We start from the raw sequence: 22,938 nt of genomic DNA on the forward strand, positions 1-22,938 counted from the left end.
CGCGGCCCGCCTCGCCAACGGCGCACGGACCACCTCGCGGGCCACCCGCGACCGCCCCCGCCAACGCCCGCGACCACCCCGGTCCCCGCCCCGTCCCCATCCCACCCGCCCCTCCCGAAGATCATCCCCACCCTGGGAACGAACCGGCCCGCGCTCGCGTCCGAAGTGGAGCTCGACCGAGGTCGGCGGCGTTACGGCCAGTTGGGAACAACACGCTCGACGGTTTTTGTCGGACCCCATCGCTAACGTCCGCCACATCACGTCGACACCGACGTCACACACCGCAAGACCGACAACGCAGGGAGGAAACGTGGGCTGGCTCGACGCCGCGTCCGGGTACCAGGTGCGGCTTGGGGAGAACGGGCGTGTGCAGTGCCGCAACGCCAAGGGCAAGGTCCTGTCCTCCGTGCCCGCGTCCATCAAGGACGATCCGCAGGTCGTGCAGCTGCGGCAGCTGACCGAGTGGCTGACCAGGCACGAGGCCGAGTGCCTGTCCACCGTGGACGGCTGGATGGTGCGCTCGCTGCCGGTGCCGACCGCGCTGCTCGCCGAGGTGTGGGCGGACGAGGCGTGGGCGAGCGCGCTGCGCGACCTGGTCGTCACCGCCGACGGCGAGACCGGGTTCCTGCGCGACGCCGACCCCGAGCGCGGGCTCGGCGTGGTCAACCTCGACGGCGAGACGCTGCGGCTGTCCCCGGAGGCGGTCGACATCCCGCACCCGGTGCTGCTGGCGGACCTGGAGGAGCTGCGCGAGTTCGGCGCGGAGCTGGGCGTGGAGCAGAAGGCGCAGCAGCTGTTCCGGCAGACCTTCGTCAAGCCCGAGTCGTTCCCCGAGGGCCGCAACGCCGTCGACGACTTCGCGGGCGGCAAGTTCGAGCAGCTCAACCACGCCCTCAGCCGCTGCCGCACGCTCGGCTACCCGGTGCGCGGCGGCGACGCGGTCTACGCGGCGTTCGAGGGCGGCCGGGTCGTGGAGGCCCGCTTCTGGCTCGGCTCCGACTACCCGGAGGGCGAGACCTGGACCGGTCACCTGGCGTGGGCGCTGGAGGACGGCACGTCGGTGCCGCTCGCCGAGGTCGGCCCGGTCGCCTGGTCCGAGGGGATGCGCATGGCCTCGGCGATCCACGCGGGCCGCGTCGTGGACGACAAGGACGGGCAGTCGTGACGGACCCGGCCGCGCTCCTGGCCGCGGGCGCGGTCCTGCCGCTGGGAGCCGGGGCCGGGCAGCCCGACACCGGCCGGTCCGACACCGACCGGTCCGGGACCGAGCAGCCGTGGCCCGACCAGTCCGCGACCACCACGGCCCGCCACTACCGCCACCCCGGCGCCGAAGGCCGCGTCGTGGTCCGGCTGGCTCCCGAGGAGCTGGGCCGCGCCGAGGACCTGACCGCCGAGTTCCTCGGCTTCCCCGCCCCCGAGCGCGTCCGCGCGGTCGGGCGGGCCAAGCGGGTCGCGCTGGGCTTCCCGGCGTGGGCGCTGGTCAACGACCCGGCCAACGGCCACCACGCGCTCGCCCTGGTCAAGGACCTGGAGCGGGTCTCGCGGCAGGCGTCCGGGCGGCCAACGCAGGCCAAGGAGCAGTTCCTCGCCCTCGGCGAGCGCCTCGGCCGCTCCGCCCCGCACTTCCTGCCCACCTTCTACGAGCAGGCCGCCCGCTCGTTCGTCGCCGCGGGCAACCCGGCCTTCGCCGCCGTGCTGTTCGGCAAGGCCCGCGAGGCCGAGCGGGTGCACGACCTGGCGGTCGACCACGACCGGCTGCGCGAGGTGTTCCTGGAGTTCGCGTTCGCGGGCGCCCTGACCGCCAAGGCGCTGTCCGCGCACGCCAGGGGCCTGGTCGGCCGGGGCGACCCGGCCGCCTCCTACGCCCTGTTCCGCGCGCTGTGCGTCAAGCGCACCCAGGGCGGGCTGCCCCCGTACGCCGGGATGCCCGAGGACCTGAACCGGTTGGCCAAGGCGGCCAAGCTCGACCAGCGCGCCGAGCAGCGGTCCGTGCTGTCCGCCCTGCTCGGCACGACCGCCGTCACCAGGGCGAACGCCGGCTTCTGGAAGTCCTACCGGCCCGCGCTCGTCGACCTGGCGCGCGCCGACGCGGACGTGCGGCGCAGGCTGCTGGAGTTCATCCCCGCCGACGCCGCCGCGTTCGACACCTGGCTCGACGTCCTCACCGAGTCCGGCGCCGCCGACGCCCTCACCGACCCGGACGGCCCGCCGCTCCCCGTCACCGCCGCGCACTGGCTGGCCACCGCCGTCGTCACCGCCCACCCCGTCTGGGAGCCCAACCCCCGCTCCCGGGCCCTGCTCGACCTCGTCGAGCGGATGCTGCCCCGCCTGCGCGCCGACGGCCACCCCGTCGAGCTGCTGCGCGGCTGGCGCAACCACGCCCTCGACGTCCTCGACCTGGTCCTCGCGGGCGGTGTGCCCGTCGCGCCCCCGCTGCACCCCGACAGCTACCTCACGGTCGGCAAGTGGCTCGCCGACGAGGCCCCCGGCCGCCGCGACCTGCGCGCCCTGGCCGCCTCCGAGTTCGCCGACGCCCTCGGCGAGGGCCTGGTCGTGCACCTGGAGCGGGCCGTGCGCGCCGACGTGGTCGACGCGGGCGTGCTGACCGCCGCCTGCGCCGTCCCCGGCCTGCGCGCCGCGCTCGGCGCGTGGATCACCACCCGCTCGCCCGGCCCCGGCCCGCACGGGCTGCCCGCCCTGCGCGAGCGGCTGGCGGAGCTGCGCGTGGTCGGCATCCCCGAGGCGTTCGCCGACGTGCCCGAGGCCGCCGACGCGATCGCCGCCACCGATGTCGCGGGCGCCGTCCTGACCACCCTGCGCGCCGGCCTGTACGACGAGCTGGGCTGGCCCGCCCTCGACCAGGCGCACCGCGACCTCGCGGCCCTCCCGCCCGGCGACTACGGCACCCGGATCGCGGGCGAGGGCTGGCCCGCGCTCGTGCTCAGCCGGGGCGAGCGGCTGGTCGTCGTCGGCCCGGACGGCGTGCTCGACGAGCACCAGCTGCGCATCCCCGCCGACCAGCGCCACGGCCTGTTCTTCCGGGTGAGCGCCGACTGGCACGACGGCTCGCTCCTGGTGCGCTGGAACGCCCCCGGCGGCGAGCGCGCCTACTGGAGCCACGCGCCCGGCAGCACCTTCCCGCTGCCCGACCGGCGACCGCCGTTCCACCGCGCGGGCGCGCTGCGCGGCTCCATCGCGGTCGGCGACGGCCGGTTCTCCGGCGGCCGGGTCGTGCAGCTCGGCGACACGGACATCCCGGTCACCGCCGACCCGCTGAGCGACGGCACGACCCTGTGGGCCTACCGGGGCGAGGCCTGGGACTGGAGCCTGCACGAGATCGACCCGGCCACCGGCGACGCGGGCCGGACCAGCCTGCCCGCGTTCCTGGAGGGCTTCGCCACCACCGGCGCCCGGCTGGTCCACGAGGCCTGCGAGCTGCGGCCCGCCGTCCCCGAGACCGCGACCAGCCCGCTGGGCGCGGCGAACGGCCTGCACGGCTGGCGGGTGCGCCGCGAGGCGGACCGCTCCTGGTCGGCCGAGGGGATCGACGGCCGCGCCCTGCGCAGGCCGAAGATCGGCGAGATCCCGGCCGGGCTGCTGCACCTGCCCTCGGGCGGGCGGCTCGTGCTGATGGCCGTGCACAACGGCCTGCGGCTGCTCGACGTCGACGGCACCGAGCTGGGCAGGCTCGACGCGCTCGGCGACGAGCCCTGCCAGGAGAACGCCTCGGGCAGCCCGGTCGTGCCGCCGCTGGACTGGTGGCACGTGCTGCGCCCGCGCGACGAGGCCGGTTCGGCGGCGCTGCGCGCGGTCACCCGCGAGGCCGTCGACGCCATGCTCGACGCCGCGGTCGGCGAGGAGGGCCTGGTCGAGGAGCTGGACAAGCACGACCGGCAGGCCTGGCTCGCGGCCGTCTCGCGGGGGCAGGCCATCCCGCTCGCCGAGGCCATCACCACCGCCCTGCCCGGCCTGACCCACCCCGGTCTGATCGCGGGCGTGGCCGACGTGGTGCGCCGCGGCGCCCTGCTGCGCGCCGGGTTCCGCGCGTTCGCCGCGTTCGCCGACACCGCCCGCGCGCTGGGCCCGGAGGCGCTGGCCGCGACCGGGCCCACGATCACCGACTGGCAGGTCGACGACGCGCTCTCGTGGTTCCGGGAGCCGTACCGCGCCACCACCGCGCCGGCGCCCAGCGGCCTGCCCGCCGCGATCGCCGCACTGGGGCGCGCGGCCAGCGCTGAGCTGACCGAGCCGACCCCGCTGCCGCCCCTGACCTGCCACTACTGGACCGACCACCTGCCCGCGCTCGACGCGCTGCTCTACCGGGCCGCGTCCCCGCTCACCCCGGCCGACCAGCGCGCCGCCCTGGTCGCGGTGCTGCGCGCCACGGTCGAGGCCGGGATGCACGACGAGCCCGGCCGGTGGCGCACCGTCGTGGTGCGCTGCCCGGAGACCACGCTGGCCAACGTCGCCCTGCCCACGGCAGACGGCTTCCTGGTCGTCCACTACCGCAAGCGGGACGAGGGCGGCGGCGTCATGCAGGCCACCGGGCTCCAGTTCACCCGCGAACCGGACAGCCCCACCCCGCCGCCGGGCATGGCCCTGCTGGAGTCGGACCCCGCGCGCGGCGCGCTGACCGGCGCGGACGTGCTGCGGTTCCTGGACGCGCTGGCCGAGCGCGGGCCCGCCCCGTGGCGGCCGGACGCCGGTCCCGCCCTGGCCGAGCTGACCGGCGCGGGCCGGGTGGCCGCGACGGCGCTGCTCACCGGGATGCCCGGCCTGCGCTTCCGGCCGAAGGTGTTCCTCGACGCCGCCGAGCGCGCGCTGGTCGGGCTGAGCAGCGCCGAGACCGCCTCGGCCTGCCCGGTCCTCGGCGCGCTGTCCGCCCGCCGGAGGCTGGCCCTGCTCGCCGCCGCCGTGCCCGCCGACCCGCTGGCGCTGTGGGACGCGGGCCCGGACGTCGAGTCCGTCGCACGGGTGTGGACCGACGCCTTCGGCAAGCGCGCGTCGCTGCCCGACGACCTCCAGGTCGTGGTCAACCGCGAGCTGTGGCACGACGACGAGCGGCGCCGGGTCTCCGACCTGCTCAACCCGGACCTGGCCCGCTGGCTGCACGTCGACGGCGAGACCACCCTCGTGGACGCCGAGCCGGTGGTCTCCGACGAGGCGGCCTTCGACGGCGACGACCTGTCCGGGGCGCCCGGCGCGCTGGCCTGGCTGGCCTACCGGCTGCCCGCCGCCTCGCCGCTGCGGCCCGCGCTGGCCCGCTCGCTCGACCTGGTCCGCGCGCGCCTGGCGCACGAGGGCTTCGCCTTCCTGCTCCGCGACCTCCAGGACGTCCAGGCGATCACCGACCTGACCGGCGTCGAGGTCGGCCCGGTCGGGGAGGTCGGCAGGCACCGGGAGTGGCTGGAGGTCGCCCGCTCGCACTTCAGCTTCTGCGCCCTGCTCGTGCGACCGGCCCTGCTCCGACCGCAGGACCAGCCGCTGCTCGACGCGCTCACCGAGGTCGTCCACAGCCGCTGGGACGTCGGCCGCCTGCGCCTGGCGCTCGACCCCGGCCTTGCCGCCGCCTGCGCCGTCACCGCGCCCGAGGGGACCGGTCCGGACGCGCACTTCCAGGACCCGACCTTCTCCGCGCCGCACCTGGTGGAGCAGGTCGCCGACCGGCACGGCCTGCCCGCCGACGCTGCGGCGCTCTACCTGCAACTGCTCGCCCTGCCGGACCCGACCGACGCGAACGTGGCGCGGTGGACCGGCTGGAAGCGCGCCCGCCTCACGAAGGCGCGGACCGCCCTCGCAGGCACCGACCTGGTCGTCGGCGGCAAGCGCTCCAGGGCCGGGCGCTCCCTGTTCCTGCCGGGCGGCTGGCTCGACCAGCGCAAACCCCGGCTGCCACTGGAGGTGTGGAAGACGTCGCTGTACGGCGGCGTCACCTACCCCGACCACTCGACGGGCGTGATCGCGCCCGCCGAACCCGTCGCCGACCTGTTCGCCCGCGCCTGGGAGCGCGTGCTGACCGGGGACGCGCCCGCCTACGACCAGCTCACGACCGGAGGAGACCGGTGACCGCCACCGCCGCCAGGATGATCACCGCAGGAGCCGTGCTGCCCGGCACCGACTCGACCGGTGAGGACCGCGACACGATCACCGCCCGCCACTACGGGCACCCGGCGCTCGGCGAGCGCGTGGTCGTCAAGCTCGTGCCGAGCGTGCTCGGCAAGGCCGAGGACCTGACCGCCGAGTTCCTCGGCTTCAGCGCCCCCTCCCGCGTGGAGGGCGTGGGCACCGGCAAGCGCGAGGCGCTGGGCTTCCCGGCGTGGGCGCTGGTCAACGACCCGGCCAACGGCCACCACGCGCTCAACCTCGTCAAGGACGTGCAGCGCCTGGCCAGGATGGCGCGCTCCCGCGCGGGCGCCGCCAAGGACGGGTTCACCGCCCTCGGCGACATGCTCGGCCGCTCCGCCCCGCACTTCCTGCCCACCTTCTACGAGCAGGCAGGCCGCGCGTTCCTGGAGCACGGCAACACCACCTACGCGGCCACCATGTTCGGCAAGGCGCGCGAGGCGGAGGAGGTGCACGACCTCGAGGTCGACAACGCCCGCACCCGCGAGGTGTTCCTGGAGTTCGCGTTCGCGGGCGCGCTGACCGCCAAGGCGCTGTCGGCGCACGCGAAGGTGCTGCTCAAGCGGGCCGACCCGGTGGAGGCGTACGAGGGCTTCCTCACCCTGTGCGTCGAGCGCACCAGGGGCGGCCTGCCCCCGTACACCGGGATGCCCGAGGACCTCAAGCGCCTGGTCAAGGCCGCGAAGCTGGACCAGGCCGAGCAGGACGAGCGGCTGCTGACCGCCCTGCTCGACAGCGCCTCGATCCCGCGCGCGGGCCAGGGCTTCTGGAAGCACTACCGCACCGCGCTGGTGCGCATGGCCACCGCCGACCCGGAGGTGCGCTCGCACCTGCTCACGTTCGTGCCGTCCGCGTCGGCCGCGCTGCCGCTGTGGCTGGACATCGTCACCGCCTGCGGCGCGACCCGCGCGTACACCGACCCGGTGGAGACCGCGCCCGCCGCGCCCCGGCCCGCCGCCGAGTGGCTCTCCGACGTCATCGCCGTCAGCCACAGCAACTGGGGCGCCCAGCCGCGCCTGCCGAAGCTGCTCGAACTGGCCGAGGCCATGGCCCCGAGGCTCGTCGCCGACGGCCACGAGGTGCGCCTGCTGCTCGGCTGGCGCTTCTACGCGCTCGACCTGCTCGACCTGCTGCTCACCGAGGGCGTCCCGATCGCCGAGCCCAAGCGCAGGGACATCGACTACCAGGTCGGCTCCTGGCTGGGCGACGACGAGCCCGGCGCCCGCGACCTCGCCGCCGTCGCCGCCTCCCGGTTCGTCGACCGGCTCGGCGACGGCGTCTACAACTGCCTGCGCGCCAGAACCGACAAGGGCCTGACCACGGTGGACGCGCTGCTCCAGGTGCTCGCCGTGCCCGGCCTGCGCACCGCGCTCTCCGCGTGGAACACCGCCAGGGCCGCCGACGACGCCCCGCGCGGCCTGCCCGCGCTGGGGGAGCGGCTGGAGCAGCTGAGCGTCCTGGCCGTGCCCGAGGTGTTCGCCGACACCCCCGAGGTCGCCCAGGCCTTCGCCGACACCGACGTCCCCCAGGTCCTCGCCGACACGCTGCGCGCCGGCCTGTTCGACGAGCTGGGCTGGCCCGCCCTGGAGGAGGCCGTCCGGGCGCTGGAGGCCGAGAAGATCAAGGACGACCCCGGCGTCGTCCTCGCGGGCGGGGCCTGGCCGGTGCTGGTGCTGCGCCGCGCCGAGAAGTTCGTGGTCGTCGGCCCGGACGGGGTGCTCGCCGAGCACCAGGCCCGCATCCCCGCCGACCTGCGCCACCGCTGGTCGTTCGAGCCCACCGGCACCTGGCACGACGGGGCGCTGCTGGTGCGCTGGCAGGGCCCGGACGAGGAGCTGGGCTACTGGAGCGACGCGCCCAGCAAGATCTTCCAGACCAACCGCGAGAACAGCTACTACGGCGGCTCCACCCCGGAGCCCGCGATCACCACGCCCGCGGGCCTGTTCACCGGCGGCAGGCTGCTCCAGCGCGGCGACACGCACATCCCCTCGCCCCGGCGGGTCTACGGCGACGGCGCCAACCTGTGGGCCCTCGGGCCCCTGCCCGAGGGCGGCCAGGGCCTGGTCGAGGTCGACCCGGCCACCGGCGAGCTCGGCCGGGCGAGCCTGCCCGCGTTCCTGGAGGACTTCGCCGCCGACGGCGCCTCGCTGAACGTGCACTCCTGCAGCCTGCGCCCGTCCGTCCCGGCCACCACCGGCAGCCCGCTGGGCGAGGCGAACGGCCTGCACGGCTGGCGGGTGCGCCGCCAGGCCGACAAGTCCTGGCTGGCCGAGGGCGTCGACGGCAGGCGGGTGCACCTGACCGACGGCGAGCGCTACGCGCCGGTCGGGCAGCTCGCCCTGCCCGGTGGCGGCAAGCTCACCCTCGTGTCGCACTACCGGACCATCGACCTGCTCGACGAGCACGGCGTCGTCGTGGGCTCCCTGGACGGCGTCGGCCAGCAGCACGCGGACTACTCGGCGGGCACCCCGCTGATGCCGCCGATGGGCTGGTGGCACGTGCTGCGCCCGCGCGACGAGGCCGGTTCGGCGGCGCTGCGCGCGGTCACCCGCGAGGCCGCCGAGGCCCTGCTCGCCGCCGCGGTCGCCGAGGCCGCGCTGCCGAAGGAGGAGCGCGACGAGCTGCCCACCGCGCACCGCTGGCGGCTGGGCGCGCTGCTGCGCCGCGTGCGCGGTGAGAAGGCCCCGCGCGACCTGGTCGCGGAGGCCGTCGCCGGGGCGCTGCCCGGCCTGACCCACCCGGCGCTGGTCGTCGGCGTGTCCGACCTGGTGCGCCGGGCCGCGAAGCTGCTGGTGGGCTACCGGGCGTTCGCGCCGGTCGCCGAGGCGGCCCGCACCACCGACCTGGACGCGCTCGCCCCGAGCGGCCCGGTCGTGAGCGCGGAGGCCGTCGAGGGCGCGCTCGACTGGTTCGGCGGTTACCGCTACCGGTCCGGCCACTCCGGCGCGACGACGCTGCCCGAGCTGATCGCCGCGCTCGGGCAGGCCGCCGCCGGTCCCGCCCTGGCGAAGGCGCTGCCGCACCCGGACAGCACCACCTGGCACAAGGTGCTGCCCGAGCTGCCCGCGCTGCTGCACCGCGCGGCCTCGCCGCTCACCCCCGAGCCGGAGCGGGAGGCCCTGGTCCTGCTGCTGCGCTCGCTCGCCGACGCCGGACTGGTCGACGGCACCGGCCGCTGGCGCGTGGTCGGGATCAACCTCCCGGTGAAGACCCAGCTGACCAAGCACGCCGTGCTCCCGCTGGGCGGCGGCTTCGCCACGTTCACCACCAACAGCGGCTCCCGCGAGGACGACACCTACCTGGTGGAGGGCCTCCAGTTCAGCCCCGAGCCGGGCCGGTTCGCCCTGCCGCCCAAGGCCACGCTGTCCTACTCGCGCGAGCTGCGCGGCGCCCTGACCGGCGCGGACGTGCTGCGGTTCCTGGACGTGCTCGCCGAGCGCGGCCCCGCGCCGTGGCGCGCCGACGCCCCCGAGGAGCTGGCCGGGCTGACCGGCCTCGGCACCTCGGTGTCGGCGCTGCTGCTCGCCGGGATGCCCGAGATCGAGACCTGGGGCGCGAACTTCCTGACCACCGAGCAGCGCAAGCTCATCGGCCTGTCCGCCGCCGAGCTCAAGGCCGCCAGGCAGGGCCTGCGCGACACCGACAAGCGGTTCCGCCGCGAGCTGCTCGCCGCCGCCGTGCCCGCCGACCCGGTGGCGCTGTGGGAGGGCGGCCCGGACGTCGAGGCCGTCGCTCGGGTGTGGGTGGACGCGCGCGGCAGGCGCGTGCAGGTGCCCGACGACGTGCTGCTGGACGCCAGCAAGTCGCTGACCGGCCGCTCGCCGGAGACCACGCTCGCCGCGCTGCTCAACCCCGAGCGCACCGAGTGGCTCACCACCGACGCGCGGATGCACATCGTCGAGAACAACCTGAAGATGCGCGAGAGCGAGGGCTTCACCGGCCACCACCTGACGGTGTCCCTGGAGGCGCTGACCTGGCTGGCCTACCGGCTGCCCGCGGCCTCGCCGCTGCGCTCGCGGCTGCCCGTCGCGCTGGAGCTGGTGCGCGCCCGCAACGCCAGCCGGGACCTGGCGATCCAGCTCGGCACGTGGCGTGAGACGGTGGCCGTGGAGAAGATGCTCGGCATCACCGCCGACCGCACGATCGGCGCGATCACGAACCACGGGGGGTGGCTGGACGTGGTCACCACCTCCGAGGAGTACTGCACCCTGATCGCGTGGCCCGCGCGGGTGCGCCCGCAGGACCGGGCCGTGTTCCAGGCGCTGGCCGAGCAGTCGTACTCGTCGGACGTCATCGCCTGCGGCGACCTGCTCGCCACCGACGGGCTGACCGCGCTGTGCGCGGCGGTCGCGCCCGAGGGCACCGACCCGGAGGTGTTCTTCCAGGACCCGGCGTTCTCGGTCCCGCACCTGGTCGAGCAGGCGGCCGAGCGGTTCGGCCTGTCCGCCGACGCGGCCGTGCTGTACCTCCAGCTGCTGGCCCTTCCCGACCCGACCGACGCCAACACGGCCCGGTGGACCGGGTGGAAGCCCGCGCGGCTGAAGAAGGCGCGCGCCGAGCTGGCCGAGACCGACCTGGTGCTCAGCGCCAAGCGGGCGCGGGCGGGCCGGTCGCTGTTCCTGCCGGGCGGCTGGTCGGACCTGAAGAAGCCGCACCTGCCGGTGGAGACGTGGAAGGCCGCGATGTTCGACGTGGCCTTCGGCTACGAACCGGCCAAGCGCGGCGGCGCGATCGTCCCGGTCGAGCCGGTGGCGGCCCTGTTCGAGCGCGCCTGGCGGCGCGTGCTCGACGGCGACGCCCCGGCCTACGAGGAGCTGCGCACCGGGAGCCGCCGATGACGTCCCCCGCCACCGGTCCGACCGCGTCCGGGGCGTCCCCCGGCGGTCGGACCGGTGGCGCCCACGACGCGGTCACCGCCCGGCGCCGGTCCCACCCGGTGCTCGGCGACCGCGTCGTGGTCCGGCTCGTGCCGGAGTCGCTGGCCGAGGCCGAGGAGGTCCTGGCGGGCCTCCTCGGCTTCACCCCGCCCACGCGGGTCCGGCCGGTCGAGGGGGCCGTCGTCCCCGAACCGGGGGACCGGTCGGCCGGGGGCGGCCCGGCGTACGTCGAGTACGTCCTGGACCTGGTCGCCGACCCGGCCGGGCTGGTCCCGCTGGTCAGGGCGAGGCCGGGCGCGGCCAGGGCCGGGTTCGCCCGGCTGGGGGAGCTGCTGGCGCACGTGGACCCGAGCCTGCTGCCGGTGTTCCACGAGCGGGCGGGCCGGGTGTTCCTCGCGGCGGGCAGCCCCACCTCGGCGGCGGCGATGTTCGACCGGGCGCGGGAGGCGGAGCGCGAGCACGCCCTGCCCGTGGACCTCGACCGGTCGCGGGCGGTGTTCCTGGAGTTCTCGCTGGCGGGCGCGGTCACCGCGAAGGCGCTGACCGCGCACGCCAGGTCCCTGCTCGAACACCCCGACCGGGCGCGCGCGCACGAGGCGTTCTTCGCCCTGTGCGTGGACCGGGTCCGGGCGGGGCTGGCCCCGCACCCGACGATGCCCGCCGAGCTGGCCAGGTTGGCGCGCGCGGCGGGCGCGGACGCGCAGGCCGAGCAGGAGCGCCTGCTGGCGGCGGTCCTGGCCTGCCCGGCGACGACCAGGGCTCCCCGGTCGTTCTGGACCCACCACCACGCCGCGCTGACCCGGCTGTCCGCGCGGGCCCTGGAGACCAGGGCGCACCTGCTGGCGGCCGTCCCGGCGCTCCCGGACGCGGTCCCGGCCTGGCTGGAGGCGGTGGCGGCCAGCGGCGCCACCGCCGCGTACACCACCCCCGACGGAACCGCCCCGCTCCCGGCCGCGCACTGGTTGTCGCGGGTCATCGCGGCCACCGGCGGCGGTCCGGCGCGCGTCCCGGCGCTGCTGGACCTGGTGGAGGAGCTGGCGCTCAGGCTCGTGGCGGACGCCCTGCCGGTGCGGACCCCGGACTTCCCCGCGCTCGACCTCCTGGACCTGCTCCTGGCCCGAGGCGTCCCACTCGACCTGGTCGCCGGGCCGCCCGACGCGGTGGGCGCCGAGCACCGGCTGGCCCGCTGGCTGTCCTGCGCCGAGCCGGGCCGCCGCGACCTGCTGGCGCTGGCGGGTTCGGAGCACGGCGTCGCGCTGGGCGCGGCCGTGCACGCCCACCTGCGCGCCACCACCCACCGGGGTCCGGCCACCACCGACGCGCTGCGCGAGGTGCTGGCCGTCCCCGGCCTGCGCCGGGCGCTGACCCGGTGGATCACCGCCCAGTCCGACCCCCTCCCGCGCGGCCTCCCCGAGCTGGCCAGGTTGCTTGACCGGGTGCGCCCGGTGGCCAGGCCGGAGGTGTTCGCGGACGCCCCGGAGGCCGCCGAGTCGCTGGCCGCCGCGGACGTCGCGGGCGCGCTGGCGGCGACCCTGCGCGCGGGCGTGCTGGACGAGCTGGGCTGGCCCGCGCTGGACCGGGCGGCCCACGCCCTCGGCGAGGGCGTCCGCGCGGTGGGCGGCGACTGGCCGGAGCTGCTGCTGCGCAGGGGCGACGCGGGCGCGCTGGTGGGCCCGGACGCCGTGCTCGCCGAGCACACCCCCCGCCCCCCGAGCGCGAAGCGCCCGGCAGCACCCGCTCCCGCCCCGGTCGGCCTCCCCGACGCCGCTCCCGAGGCCCACCGCTCCCCGTCCGGCGCGACCCCGTGGCCTGTGATCACCGGCGAGCCGCCCGCCCCGCCGCCCGCGGTCCGTCCGGGCGCGCCCCTCCCCGGTTTCTTCGCCGACTTCGTCGCCGAGGGCGCCGACCTGGACCTGTCCCGCTCCGACCTGCGCTCGTCCACCCCGGCCACCACCGGGAGCCCGCTGGGCGAGCGCGACGGCAAGCACGGCTGGCGACTCCGCAGGAACCGCGACGGATCGTGGACCGGCGAGTCCGTCACCGGCGCCCGAACCCACCTCCCGGCGACCTCCCCACCCCCGCTGGGCCTGCTCGACCTCCCCGGCGGGGCGCGGCTGACCGTGCTGGACGCGGGCCGCTGCCCGTCCGCCCCGCACTGCCGCAGGCTCACCCTGCTGGACGCGGAGGCGGTGGAACGCGCCGAACTGCACCTCAACCACGACCGCCACCACGCCGCGGGCACCCCGCTCCTGCCGCCCCTCGCGTGGTGGCACGTGCTGCGCCCACGAGACGAGCCCGGTTCGGCCGCGCTGCGCGAGGTGACCGCGCAGCAGGCCGAGGCGATCCTCGCGGCGGCCCTGTCCGACGGCGACCACGCCCTGCCGGGCACCCCGCCCCACCCCACCCCGTCCCACCCCGCCCCGACCACCGCGCCCACCACCCGCCCCGGCCACCCCGACCCGGTGGCGGAAGCCGTGACGGCCGCGCTCCCCGCCGTCACCGACCCGGCCCTGATCACGGGCGTGGCGGCGCTGGCCCGCCACGCGGCGACCCTGCTGACGGGCTTCCGGGCGTTCACCCCGATCGCCGAGGCGGCCCGCACCGCGGACCCGAACGCCCTGCCCACGGCGGGAACGGCGGCAACCGAGACCACGCTGGCCGCCAGCCTGTTCTGGTTCGGCCGCCCCCACTGGCCGGGCCACCAGGGCACCCGCCCCCTGACCGAGCTGATCACCGCCCTGGGCGAGCTGACCACAACTCCCGAGACCGCGGACCCCACGGCTCCGGTCACTTCGGCGGCACCAGTGGCTCCGGTGGCATCGGTGGCTCCGGCCACTCCGGCGACATCGGCGGCACCAGTGGCTCCGGCGGCACCGGTCACTCCGGCGGCTCCGGTTGCTCCGGCGGCTCCGGTTGCTCCGGCAGCGCCAACGGCCCCCGCCAACACCCACACAGCCGCAGTTCCCACCGCCGCCCCAGCCCTCACCGCAGCCGGTTCCCCGCCCACTCGCGACACCGCCGCGCCTGCTGCCACCAAGTCCGGTCCCGCCGAGTCCGGTCCCGCCGCGCCCGCCTCGGCCGGGCCCGACGTCGCTGCGCCTGCCGCCGCCGGGTCCGGTCTTGCCGCGCCCGCCTCGGCCAAGTTCGACGTCGCTGCGCCTGCTGCCGTTGAGTCCGGTCCCGCCGCGTCCACGTCGGCTGAGCCCGACGTCGCTGCGCCTGCCGCCGCCGGGTCCGGTCCCGCCGCGCCCACCTCGGCCGAGCCCGACACCGCCGCCCCCACCCCTACCCCCGGCGCGGAGCTGGCCAAACCCGCCCCGTCCGCCGCCGCCTCCTCCCTCCCCCTTGGCTTCGCCGGAACCGCCCTCGGCCAGCGCTTCGCCCGCCTGGCCGGTGGTCGCGCCCCCAAGCCCGCCGACTCCCGCCCCCTCCCGCCCGCGGCCCCGGCGGGCTGGCACGCCGCGCTGCCCGACCTCGGCGCTCTCCTGCACCGGGCCGCCTCCCCGCTCACCCCGCCCCCGCACCGGGACGCCCTCGTCGGGTTCCTGCGCGCCCTGGTGCGCGCCGGCCTGGTCGACGGGTCGCGGCGGTGGCGGGTCGTCGCCTTCGAGCTGCCCTCCCGGTTCGCCCCGCCGCCGCACCGCGCCACCCCGCTCGCCGACGGCTTCGTCGCGTTCTTCGAGCGCCGCGTCCGCCGCAACGGCACCTGCCGCGTCGAAGGCCTCCAGTTCACCCGGACCCCCGGCGAGTTCGCGCTCCCCCCGCGCGCCCTCCTCGCCGACGCCCGCGAGGTCCGCACCCCGCTCACCCCCGCCTCGGTCCTGGCCTTCCTGACCGCCCTCGCCGACCGCGGCCCCGCCCCCTGGAACCCGGACGCCCCGAAGGACCTCGCCGAGCGCGCGGGCATCGGCACCGCCCAGGCCGCGCTGCTGCTCGCCGGCCTGCCCGGCGTCAACGGCCCCGCCGAGCACTTCCTCCCCGAGCCGGACCGCCGCCTGATCGGCCTGTCCACCGCCGAGGCCGACATGGCCAGGCGCGCGCTGGACAGCACCCCCGACCGGTTCCGCCGCGCCCTGCTCGCCGCCGCCGTCCCCGACGACCCGACCGCCCTGTGGACCACCGGCCAGGACACCGCCGCGATCGCCCGCGCGTGGACGGCCGAGCGGGGGCGCCGCCTCCCGGTGCCCGACGACGTCCTGCTCGACGCCCACCTGGCGTTCGGCGAGCGCTCCACCGACCTGCTCTCCGACCTGGCCAACCCCACGAGCGCCACCTGGCTCACCACCAACCGCCCGCGCCGCCCCCTCGGCGTCCGCGCCACCCGCCCGTCCGCCGGAGCCCTGAACAGCGCCGCGCTGACCAGGGCCGGTCTCACCAGCGCGCCCCCGGCGCCCCCGGCTCCCCAGTCCACCCCCGACGGCTTCACCGCCGACCACCTCGGCCCCGCCCTCGAAGCCCTCACCTGGCTCGCCTACCGCCTCCCGGCCGCCTCCCCGCTGCGCGCGAGCCTGCCCGAGGCGCTCGAACTCCTCCGCGCCCGAGCCGCCCACCCCAAGTTCGACACCCCCTCGGTCCGCTGGCGCGTCGCCGCCCACCTGGAAGCCCTCGCCAAGGACTCCCTCACCGCCGCCTGCGCCGCGCGCGCCGACACCGACCCGGACGCCCACTTCCAGGACCCCGCCACCTCCGCCCCGCACCTGGTCACCGAGGTGTCCGCCACCCTCGGCCTCTCCCACGACGCCGCCGTCCTCTACCTCCAGCTCCTCGCGCTCCCCGACCCCTCGGACGCCAACACCGCCCGCTGGACCGGCTGGAAGCCCGACCGCCTCAAGCGCGCCCGCGCCGAGCTGGCCGCCACCGACCTGGTGGTGACCGCGCGCCGCCCCCGCGCGGGCCGCGCCCTGTTCCTCCCCGGCCCCGTCGTCGACCCCGGCAAGCCGCACCCGCCGCTGGAGACCTGGAAGGCCGACCTGCTCGACCCCGCGCGAGCGGACACCCCCAAGCGCACCGGCGCGCTCGTGCCCGGTGAACCCGTCGCCGACCTGTTCGCCCGCGCCTGGCAGCGCGTGCTGGACGGGGACGCGCCCACCCCAGAACCGCACAGGACCGGAGGACACCGGTGACCGCCACCGCCCCCGCCAGGCAGGTAGAACCAGCCGAGGACGCCCACCGCGAGGAGCTCGCGTTCCTCGCGGCGCACGACGACGGCCTCAGGCCACCCGGCTGGCGGCTCACCCCGCGCGCGGTCGTCACGTTCATCGTGGGCAGCGGCGGCGACGCGCTCGCCCTCCCCAAGGGCGCGAAGGCCGACGGCCTGCCCAAGCGGCTGGTGATCAGCCCGAAGTTCGTCGGCGAGCGCGCCCTCGTGGAGCGGGCCGTGGTCACCCTCGCCGGTGAGCGCGGCCTGCTGCTGGTCGGCGAGCCGGGCACGGCCAAGTCGATGCTGTCCGAGCTGCTCGCCGCCGCCGTCTCCGGCACCAGCCAGCTGACCGTGCAGGGCACCGCGGGCACCACCGAGGACCAGCTGCGCTACGGCTGGAACTACGCGATGCTGCTCGCCGAGGGCCCCAGCCCGCGCGCGCTCGTGCCGTCCCCGGTGCTGTCGGCGATGCGCACCGGCGGCGTGGTCCGCGTCGAGGAGGTCACCCGCTGCCTGCCCGAGGTGCAGGACGCGCTGGTGTCGATCCTGTCCGACCGCCGCATCGCGGTGCCCGAGCTGTCCGGCACCGACGCGGCCACCGTGCACGCCGCCCCCGGTTTCACCGTCATCGCCACCGCGAACCTGCGCGACCGGGGCGTGTCGGAGATGTCCGCCGCCCTCAAGCGCCGCTTCAACTTCGAGGCGGTCGGCCCGATCGGCGACCTGGCCGCCGAGACCGAGCTGGTGCGCAGGCAGGCCAAGTCCGCCCTGGAGCGGGTCGGCGCGCCGTTCGCCGTGGACGACGTGGTGCTGGAGGTGCTGGTCACCGCGTTCCGCGACCTGCGCGACGGCGTGTCCGGCGAGGGCTGGGCGGTCGAGCGGCCGTCCACGGTCATGAGCACCGCCGAGGCGGTGTCGGTGGCGACCGCGCTGGGCCTGGCCGACGCGTACTTCCCGAGCGACCGCGACCCGCTGTCCCTGCTGCCCGGCCACCTGCTGGGCGTGGTGCGCAAGGACGACCCGGCGGACGCGGCGAAGCTGCGCGGCTACTGGGACGGCGCGGTGCGGCGGCGCGCCGAGTCCGGCGCGCGCACCTGGCGACGGCTGTGGGAACTCCGTGACGTCCTCGAAGGCTGATCCGGACCGCGCGGTGGCGGACCGGCTGGCCGACCACCGCGAGCCCGTGCTGATCGGGGTCCGCCACCACTCGCCCGCGCTCGCCGCCGCGATGCCCGCGCTGCTGGAGGCCGCCGACCCCGAGGTCCTGCTGGTGGAGCTGCCGCAGGAGCTGGGGGAGTGGCTGCCGCACCTGGCCGACCCCGACCTGCTCGCGCCGGTCGCCCTGTCCGGGGCGGCCCGCGACGGCGGCTCGCTCGCGTTCTACCCGTTCGCGGACTTCTCCCCGGAGCTGGCCGCGATCCGCTGGGCGCGCCGCAACGGCGTCGAGGTGCGGCCGTGCGACCTGCCCATCGCGCTGCGCGGCGACGGCCACCGGGGTGGGCACGACCACGGCACCCCGCTGGCCGACGCGCTGCGCGGGGTGATCACCGGGCGGGACGGCGACGACCTGTGGGACCGCCTGGTCGAGGCCGCCGCGCCCGGCCAGGCGCCCGAGTCGGTGCGCCGCGCCGCGCTGCTGGTCGGCCTGGCGCTGCGGCGTGACGCGGAGGGCCCGGACGGCGACGGCGTCGACGGGTTCGACCTGCGCCGCGAGGAGTGGATGCGGCACGCCGTCGCCGACGTCGCAGGGCGCCGCTCGGCCGCCGTCATCGGCTCCTTCCACGCCGCCGCCCTGCTGCGCGGCCCGGACGGCGACCGCCCGGCAGGCAGCGGGCCCGAGGTGGTGACCTCGCTGGTGCCGTACGGGTTCGCGCTGCTGGACGAGCGCTCCGGCTACCCGGCGGGCATCCGCGACCCGGAGTGGCAGCAGGCCGTCTACGAGTCGGGCGGCGACGCGGCGGCCGTGGAGGCCTCGGCGGCGGCGTTCGTCGTGCGGATCTGCGCGCGCGTGCGCGAGCTCGGCCACCCGGCCGGTCCCGGCGAGGCGCGCGAGGCGCTGCGCCTGGCGGTCGACCTGGCCAAGCTGCGCGGGCTGCCCGCGCCGGGCCGGGGCGAGCTGGTGGAGGCGGTGCAGAGCGTGCTCACCCACGCCGAACCACTCGGCCGCGGCCGGGTCGTGGCCCGCGCCGCCGGTGACGTGCTGGTCGGCCAGCGGCTCGGCCTGCTCGCCCCCGGCACCCCGCGCTCCGGCCTCGCCCCCGCCGTGGAGGCCCTGGTGGAGGAGCTGCGGCTGCCGGGTCCGGGCTCGACCGAACCGGCGCAGCTGCGCCTTGACCCGCTGCGCTCGCCGCTCGACGCGCGCCGCGAGGTCGCCCTGCGCAGGCTGGACGCGCTCGGCGTGCCCTACGGCAGCGAGACCGCGACCGCGGGCGTCGGCGGCGGCGAGGCGCTGACCACCCGGTGGACCGTCGCGTGGACGCCCGCCACGGCCGCCACCCTGCCCGTCGCGGGCATGTGGGGGGCGACCCTGGAGCTGGCGGCGCGCGGCAGGCTCATGGCCCGCCGCGCCGAGCGCGAGCGCGGCGGCGGCCACACCCCCGCCGAGGTGCTCGCCGACCTCGCCGAGGCCGCCGCGTGCGGTCTGCCGGACGTGGTCGGCGTGCTGCTGGACGACGCGGCGGCCGTGCTGCCCACCTCGGGCACCCTGCACGACCTGCTGGCCGCGCTGTCCCTGCTGGACCGGTTGCGCGCCGGGCACCTGCCCGGCACGCCCGGCGAGGTGCTGGACGGGCACCCGGTGCTGTCCCGCGACCTGGAGACGGCGGCGGTGGCCCAGCTGGAGGGCCTGGCCGGGTCCGACGACCCGGCCGACGCGCGGGCGCTGGTCGAGCTGGGCCAGCGGCACGACGCGCACGGCACCGGCGTGCGGCTGGCCGTGGCGCTGCGCGAGCTGGCGGACGGCGCGGGCCCGCTCATCGCGGGCGCGGCCGGGGCCACCAGGGTCCTGCTGGGCCTGGCCGAACCGGCCGAGCTGGGCGAGCGCGTCGCGTCCTGGATCGACACCGCGAGCACCCCGGAGGGCAGGGACGCGCTGAAGCGCGCCCTGACCGGCGTGCTCGCGGCGGCCACCGCCCTGCTGGAGACCACCGAGGCCCTCGAACCGCTGCTGGACCGGGTGGAGTCCCTGGACGACCGGGCCTTCCTGGACCGCCTGCCCGCGCTGCGCGGCGCGTTCACCACCATCGGCCCGGCCGCCCGCGCGCGGGTGCTGGCCGTGGTGCAGGAGCGGGTCGGCGCGCGGGTGGACCGGGCCGGTGACCCGGACCCGGAGCTGCTGGCGCTGTGGCTGGGGGCCGAGCGGGAGGCTGTGGAGGCGCTGCGGCTGCACGGGCTGGACGGTGCTGCGGCTGGTGGTGGCGACGCGGGCGCGGCGGAGGCTGCTGCGGGTGGCGCTGCTGCGGGTGGCGCTGCTGCGGGTGGCGCTGCTGCGGGTGGCGCTGCGGCGGCAACCGGTTCCGCTGCGGGCGGCGCGACCGCCGACGCCTTCCCGGCGTCGACCACGTCGGCGGCCACCACGATGGCGGTCGGCGTGTCCACCTCGGTGCCCGAGCCTGGTGGAAGCGCTCCCACGAGCGGGGAGGGCGCTGGGACTCCCGGCGCCGCCGGTCCTACCGGTCCCGAAGGCGCCGGGGCCGCTGGTCCCGAGGGTGCTGCCAGTCCTGCCAGTCCTGTCGGGGCCGCCGATGCCGTCGGTGCCGCCAGTCCTACCGGTCCCGCCGTCGCCGACCTCGGCCCGGCCGGGGCGGACGAGGCCGGGCCCACCCCGCCCGCCGAACTCGCCCCGGTGCTGCGCTGGCGCCTCCTGCTCGGCGCGCGCGGCGACCGCCCGGCGGGCGGTGGCCGGTACGCCGCGGCCCTGGACGAGCTCTACGGCCACGACCGGGGCGAGGGCGCGGACAGCGGGTCGCTCGGGGGCAGCGCGGGCGGCGACGGGGACCCGTTCCCCGTCGTGCGCGAGTGGTCCGACGAGCTCAGGGCCCTGTTCGGCGACCGGGTCCGCGAGGAGGTCCTGGCCGCCGCCGCCGAGGGCGGCAGGCTGGAGGCCGCGCTGGAGATCGACCCGACCTCCGTGCGCCCCTCGGTCGACCTGCTGCGCAACGTCCTGTCCCTGGCGGGCGGCCTCTCCGAGGACGCGCTCGCCCGGTTGCGCCCGCTGGTGGCGCGGCTGGTCCGCGAGCTGGCCGAGCAGCTCGCCAACCGGATCAGGCCCGCCCTGACCGGGATGCAGCTGCCGTTCCCCACCCGCCGCCCCGGCGGCAAGCTCGACCTGCCGCGCACCCTCAGGGCGAACCTGGCCACGGCCCGCCGCGACGAGCGGGGCAAGGTCGTGGTCATCCCGGAGCGCCCGGTGTTCCGCAGCCGGGGCCGCAAGGCCAACGACTGGCGGCTGATCCTCGTGGTCGACGTGTCGGGCTCGATGGAGGCGTCCACGGTGTGGGCGGCGCTCACCGCGTCCGTGTTCGCGGGCGTGCGGTCGCTGACCACGCACTTCCTGGCGTTCTCCACCCAGGTGGTCGACCTGAGCGAGCGGGTCGCCGACCCGCTGTCGCTGCTGCTGGAGGTCAGGGTCGGCGGTGGCACGCACATCGCGGGCGCGCTGCGGCACGCCCGCGACCTGGTGACCGTGCCGGAGAGGACGATGGTGGTGCTGGTCAGCGACTTCGAGGAGGGCGGACCGGTCGCCTCGCTCACCGCGCAGGTCAGGGAGCTGGTGTCCGCCGGTGTCACGGTGCTGGGCTGCGCGAGCCTGGACGACACCGGCAAGCCCCGCTACTCCACGTCGATCGCGGGTTCGCTGGTGGCCGCCGGGATGCCGGTGGCCGCGCTGAGCCCGCAGGAGCTGGCCCGCTGGGTCGGGGAGAAGGTGCGCGGATGACCCCGCCCCCGGTGGCGCCCGCCGTGGTCGCCGACGTGCTCGACGCCCTCCCGCCGCGCCTGCGCAAGCGGGTCGACGCCGCGCTCGACAAGGCGGCGGCCTGGCAGGTCGTGGTCGACGGGGACGGGGCGCGGGCCGAGCTGGACGCCGACACCGCCCTCACCTGGGTGCTGCGCGGCGGGGTGCTCGCCTCGGCCGACGACCTGACCTGCACCTGCCTGCTCGCGCCCAAGTGCCTGCACCGGGGCGTCGCGGTCGCGGCGGCCGAGGTCGCCGAGGCCCCCGACACCGGAGCCCCGGCCGAGGTCGCGGCCCCCGTGGCGGAGGTCGTGGCGGAGTCCGGTCCGCCGCCGATCCGCGAGGACGAGCGCTCCGCCGCCGCCGTGCTGTGGGAGGCGTGCGCGACCGTGCTGCGCTCCGGCGCGTCCGGCAGCGGCGCGGTCGTGCGGGCCGGTCTGCTGCGGGCGGTGCACGTCGCCCGCGTCGCCGGCCTGCACCGCGCGTCGTCGGCGGGCCTGCGGATCGCCTCGATGCTGGCGGACGCGAGGGCGGGATCGTCCTCGTTCGACCGCGAGCTGCTCACCGCCGAGCTGGTCGAGCTGCTGCTGCTCTGCCACGACCTGCGCGCGGGCGTCCCCGTCGACCCGGCGGAGCTGCGCGGCACCGCCCGCCGCGAGTACCGCCCGATCGGGGCGCTGCGCCTGTACGGGCTGTGCACCGAACCGGTCGTGACCAGCTCCGGCTACGCGGGCGTGGTCACCCACCTGGTGGACGACAGGGGCGGCCTGTGGACCGTCCCGGCGATCCTGCCCGGTGGCCGGGAGCGGGTGGTCGCGGCGGCGGGCGGACCGGTGGCGATCGGCGAGTCCGGCCTGACCCAGGCCGGGCTCGGCCGCGGCGGCCTGCTGCTGTCCGGCGGCACCGCCTCCCCGGACCGCAGGCTGGGCGCGGGCAAGGCCGTGCGCGCGGTGGCCGCGTCCGGCGCGACCTGGGACGAGGAGCCCCTGGCCGGGCTGTGGCGGCAGCCGCTGGCCGAGCAGGTGGACCGGGCCTTCCGGGCCGCCGCCCGGCCCGAGGCGCACCGCCCGCCGGGTGACGCGCTGCTGTTCGTCGAGGGCGTCGTGCAGGGGCCGGTGGGCGCGGCGCTGCGCGTGCAGGTCGGCGGCGGGTGCGTCGACCTGGTCGCGCGGGACGAGCGCACCAGGGACAACCTGCGCGTGCTCTCCGGCGCGGACGGCCTGCGGGTCAAGGTCGTGGCCAGGCTCCTGCCCGAGCGCCCCGGCGCGGCGGTCGCGCTGGCCCTGTCCGGCGACGTCGACCTGCCCTCGGCCCTGAAGGGGCGCGCCGACCTGGGCCTTGACCGCATCCAGCGCTCGCACGTGGCGCGCGGCGCGACCCACGACCTGCCGCCGGACGGCGAGGACGCCCGCCCGTCCGTGCCGCCGCCGCTGCGTCCGCTGGAGAACGTGCTGCACCGGGTCACCCTGGGCGGCCGGGCCGTGGCGGGCGTCGCGTCGACCGGCCGGGACGTGGCCGCCCTGCGCGACTCGGGCCTGCTGACCACGGCGGCGCTGCTGGAGGAGCTGGCGGCGGCGTCGCGGGACCGGGAGCGCGACGCGTTCGGCCGGGTGCTGCGGGACGCGGGCGACGCGTTCCCGCACGCCTGGCTGCGCGCGGGCCTGCACGTCCGCGAGTTCACCAGGGCGGCGGCGCGCCGCACCTGGGTGGAGGTCGTGGGCGGGGGCTGAGCCGACCGTGGCCGCCCCGGTCCGGGCTCCGGACCGGGGCGGCTGCGGGCAGCGGTTTCCCGTAGGGGCCCACCACCCGCCGCACCCCTCTCCCGGCCCGCCTGAATCCGGAGC

7 protein-coding genes are annotated in these 22,938 nt (G+C 77.5%); all 7 read left to right on the plus strand.

Translation table 11 applies throughout. The features are described 5' to 3' along the window. Positions 1-310: 310 nt before the first annotated feature. The 7 genes from CNX65_RS12720 to CNX65_RS12750 are packed head-to-tail and all read left to right on the plus strand — an operon-like array spanning position 311 to position 22,824. Entirely contained in the window at positions 311-1,165 is an 855-nt protein-coding gene (locus CNX65_RS12720; RefSeq protein ID WP_096492973.1) for a DUF4132 domain-containing protein, read from the plus strand. Then, positions 1,162-6,066, plus strand: a complete 4,905-nt coding sequence (locus tag CNX65_RS37785; RefSeq protein ID WP_096492974.1) for a hypothetical protein — start codon at positions 1,162-1,164, stop codon at positions 6,064-6,066. The genes CNX65_RS12720 and CNX65_RS37785 overlap by 4 nt, the downstream gene beginning before the upstream one ends. Then, on the plus strand, positions 6,063-10,961 hold the full coding sequence (locus tag CNX65_RS12730) for a hypothetical protein (RefSeq protein ID WP_157767618.1): 4,899 nt from the start codon (positions 6,063-6,065) through the stop codon (positions 10,959-10,961). The genes CNX65_RS37785 and CNX65_RS12730 overlap by 4 nt, the downstream gene beginning before the upstream one ends. Next, positions 10,958-16,123 (plus strand): hypothetical protein, encoded by a 5,166-nt coding sequence (locus tag CNX65_RS37790; protein WP_096492975.1) that lies wholly within the window; start codon positions 10,958-10,960, stop codon positions 16,121-16,123. The genes CNX65_RS12730 and CNX65_RS37790 overlap by 4 nt, the downstream gene beginning before the upstream one ends. After that, on the plus strand, positions 16,120-17,277 hold the full coding sequence (locus tag CNX65_RS12740) for an ATP-binding protein (RefSeq protein ID WP_096492976.1): 1,158 nt from the start codon (positions 16,120-16,122) through the stop codon (positions 17,275-17,277). The genes CNX65_RS37790 and CNX65_RS12740 overlap by 4 nt, the downstream gene beginning before the upstream one ends. Continuing rightward, on the plus strand, positions 17,258-21,076 hold the full coding sequence (locus tag CNX65_RS12745; RefSeq protein WP_232519804.1) for a DUF5682 family protein: 3,819 nt from the start codon (positions 17,258-17,260) through the stop codon (positions 21,074-21,076). Before CNX65_RS12740 ends, CNX65_RS12745 begins: the two co-directional genes overlap by 20 nt. After that, positions 21,073-22,824: a hypothetical protein gene (locus tag CNX65_RS12750; RefSeq protein ID WP_096492978.1), complete on the plus strand. Its 1,752-nt coding sequence runs from the start codon at positions 21,073-21,075 to the stop codon at positions 22,822-22,824. The genes CNX65_RS12745 and CNX65_RS12750 overlap by 4 nt, the downstream gene beginning before the upstream one ends. Positions 22,825-22,938 lie beyond the last annotated feature (114 nt).

Source organism: Actinosynnema pretiosum (genome assembly GCF_002354875.1).
Taxonomy (GTDB): domain Bacteria; phylum Actinomycetota; class Actinomycetes; order Mycobacteriales; family Pseudonocardiaceae; genus Actinosynnema; species Actinosynnema auranticum.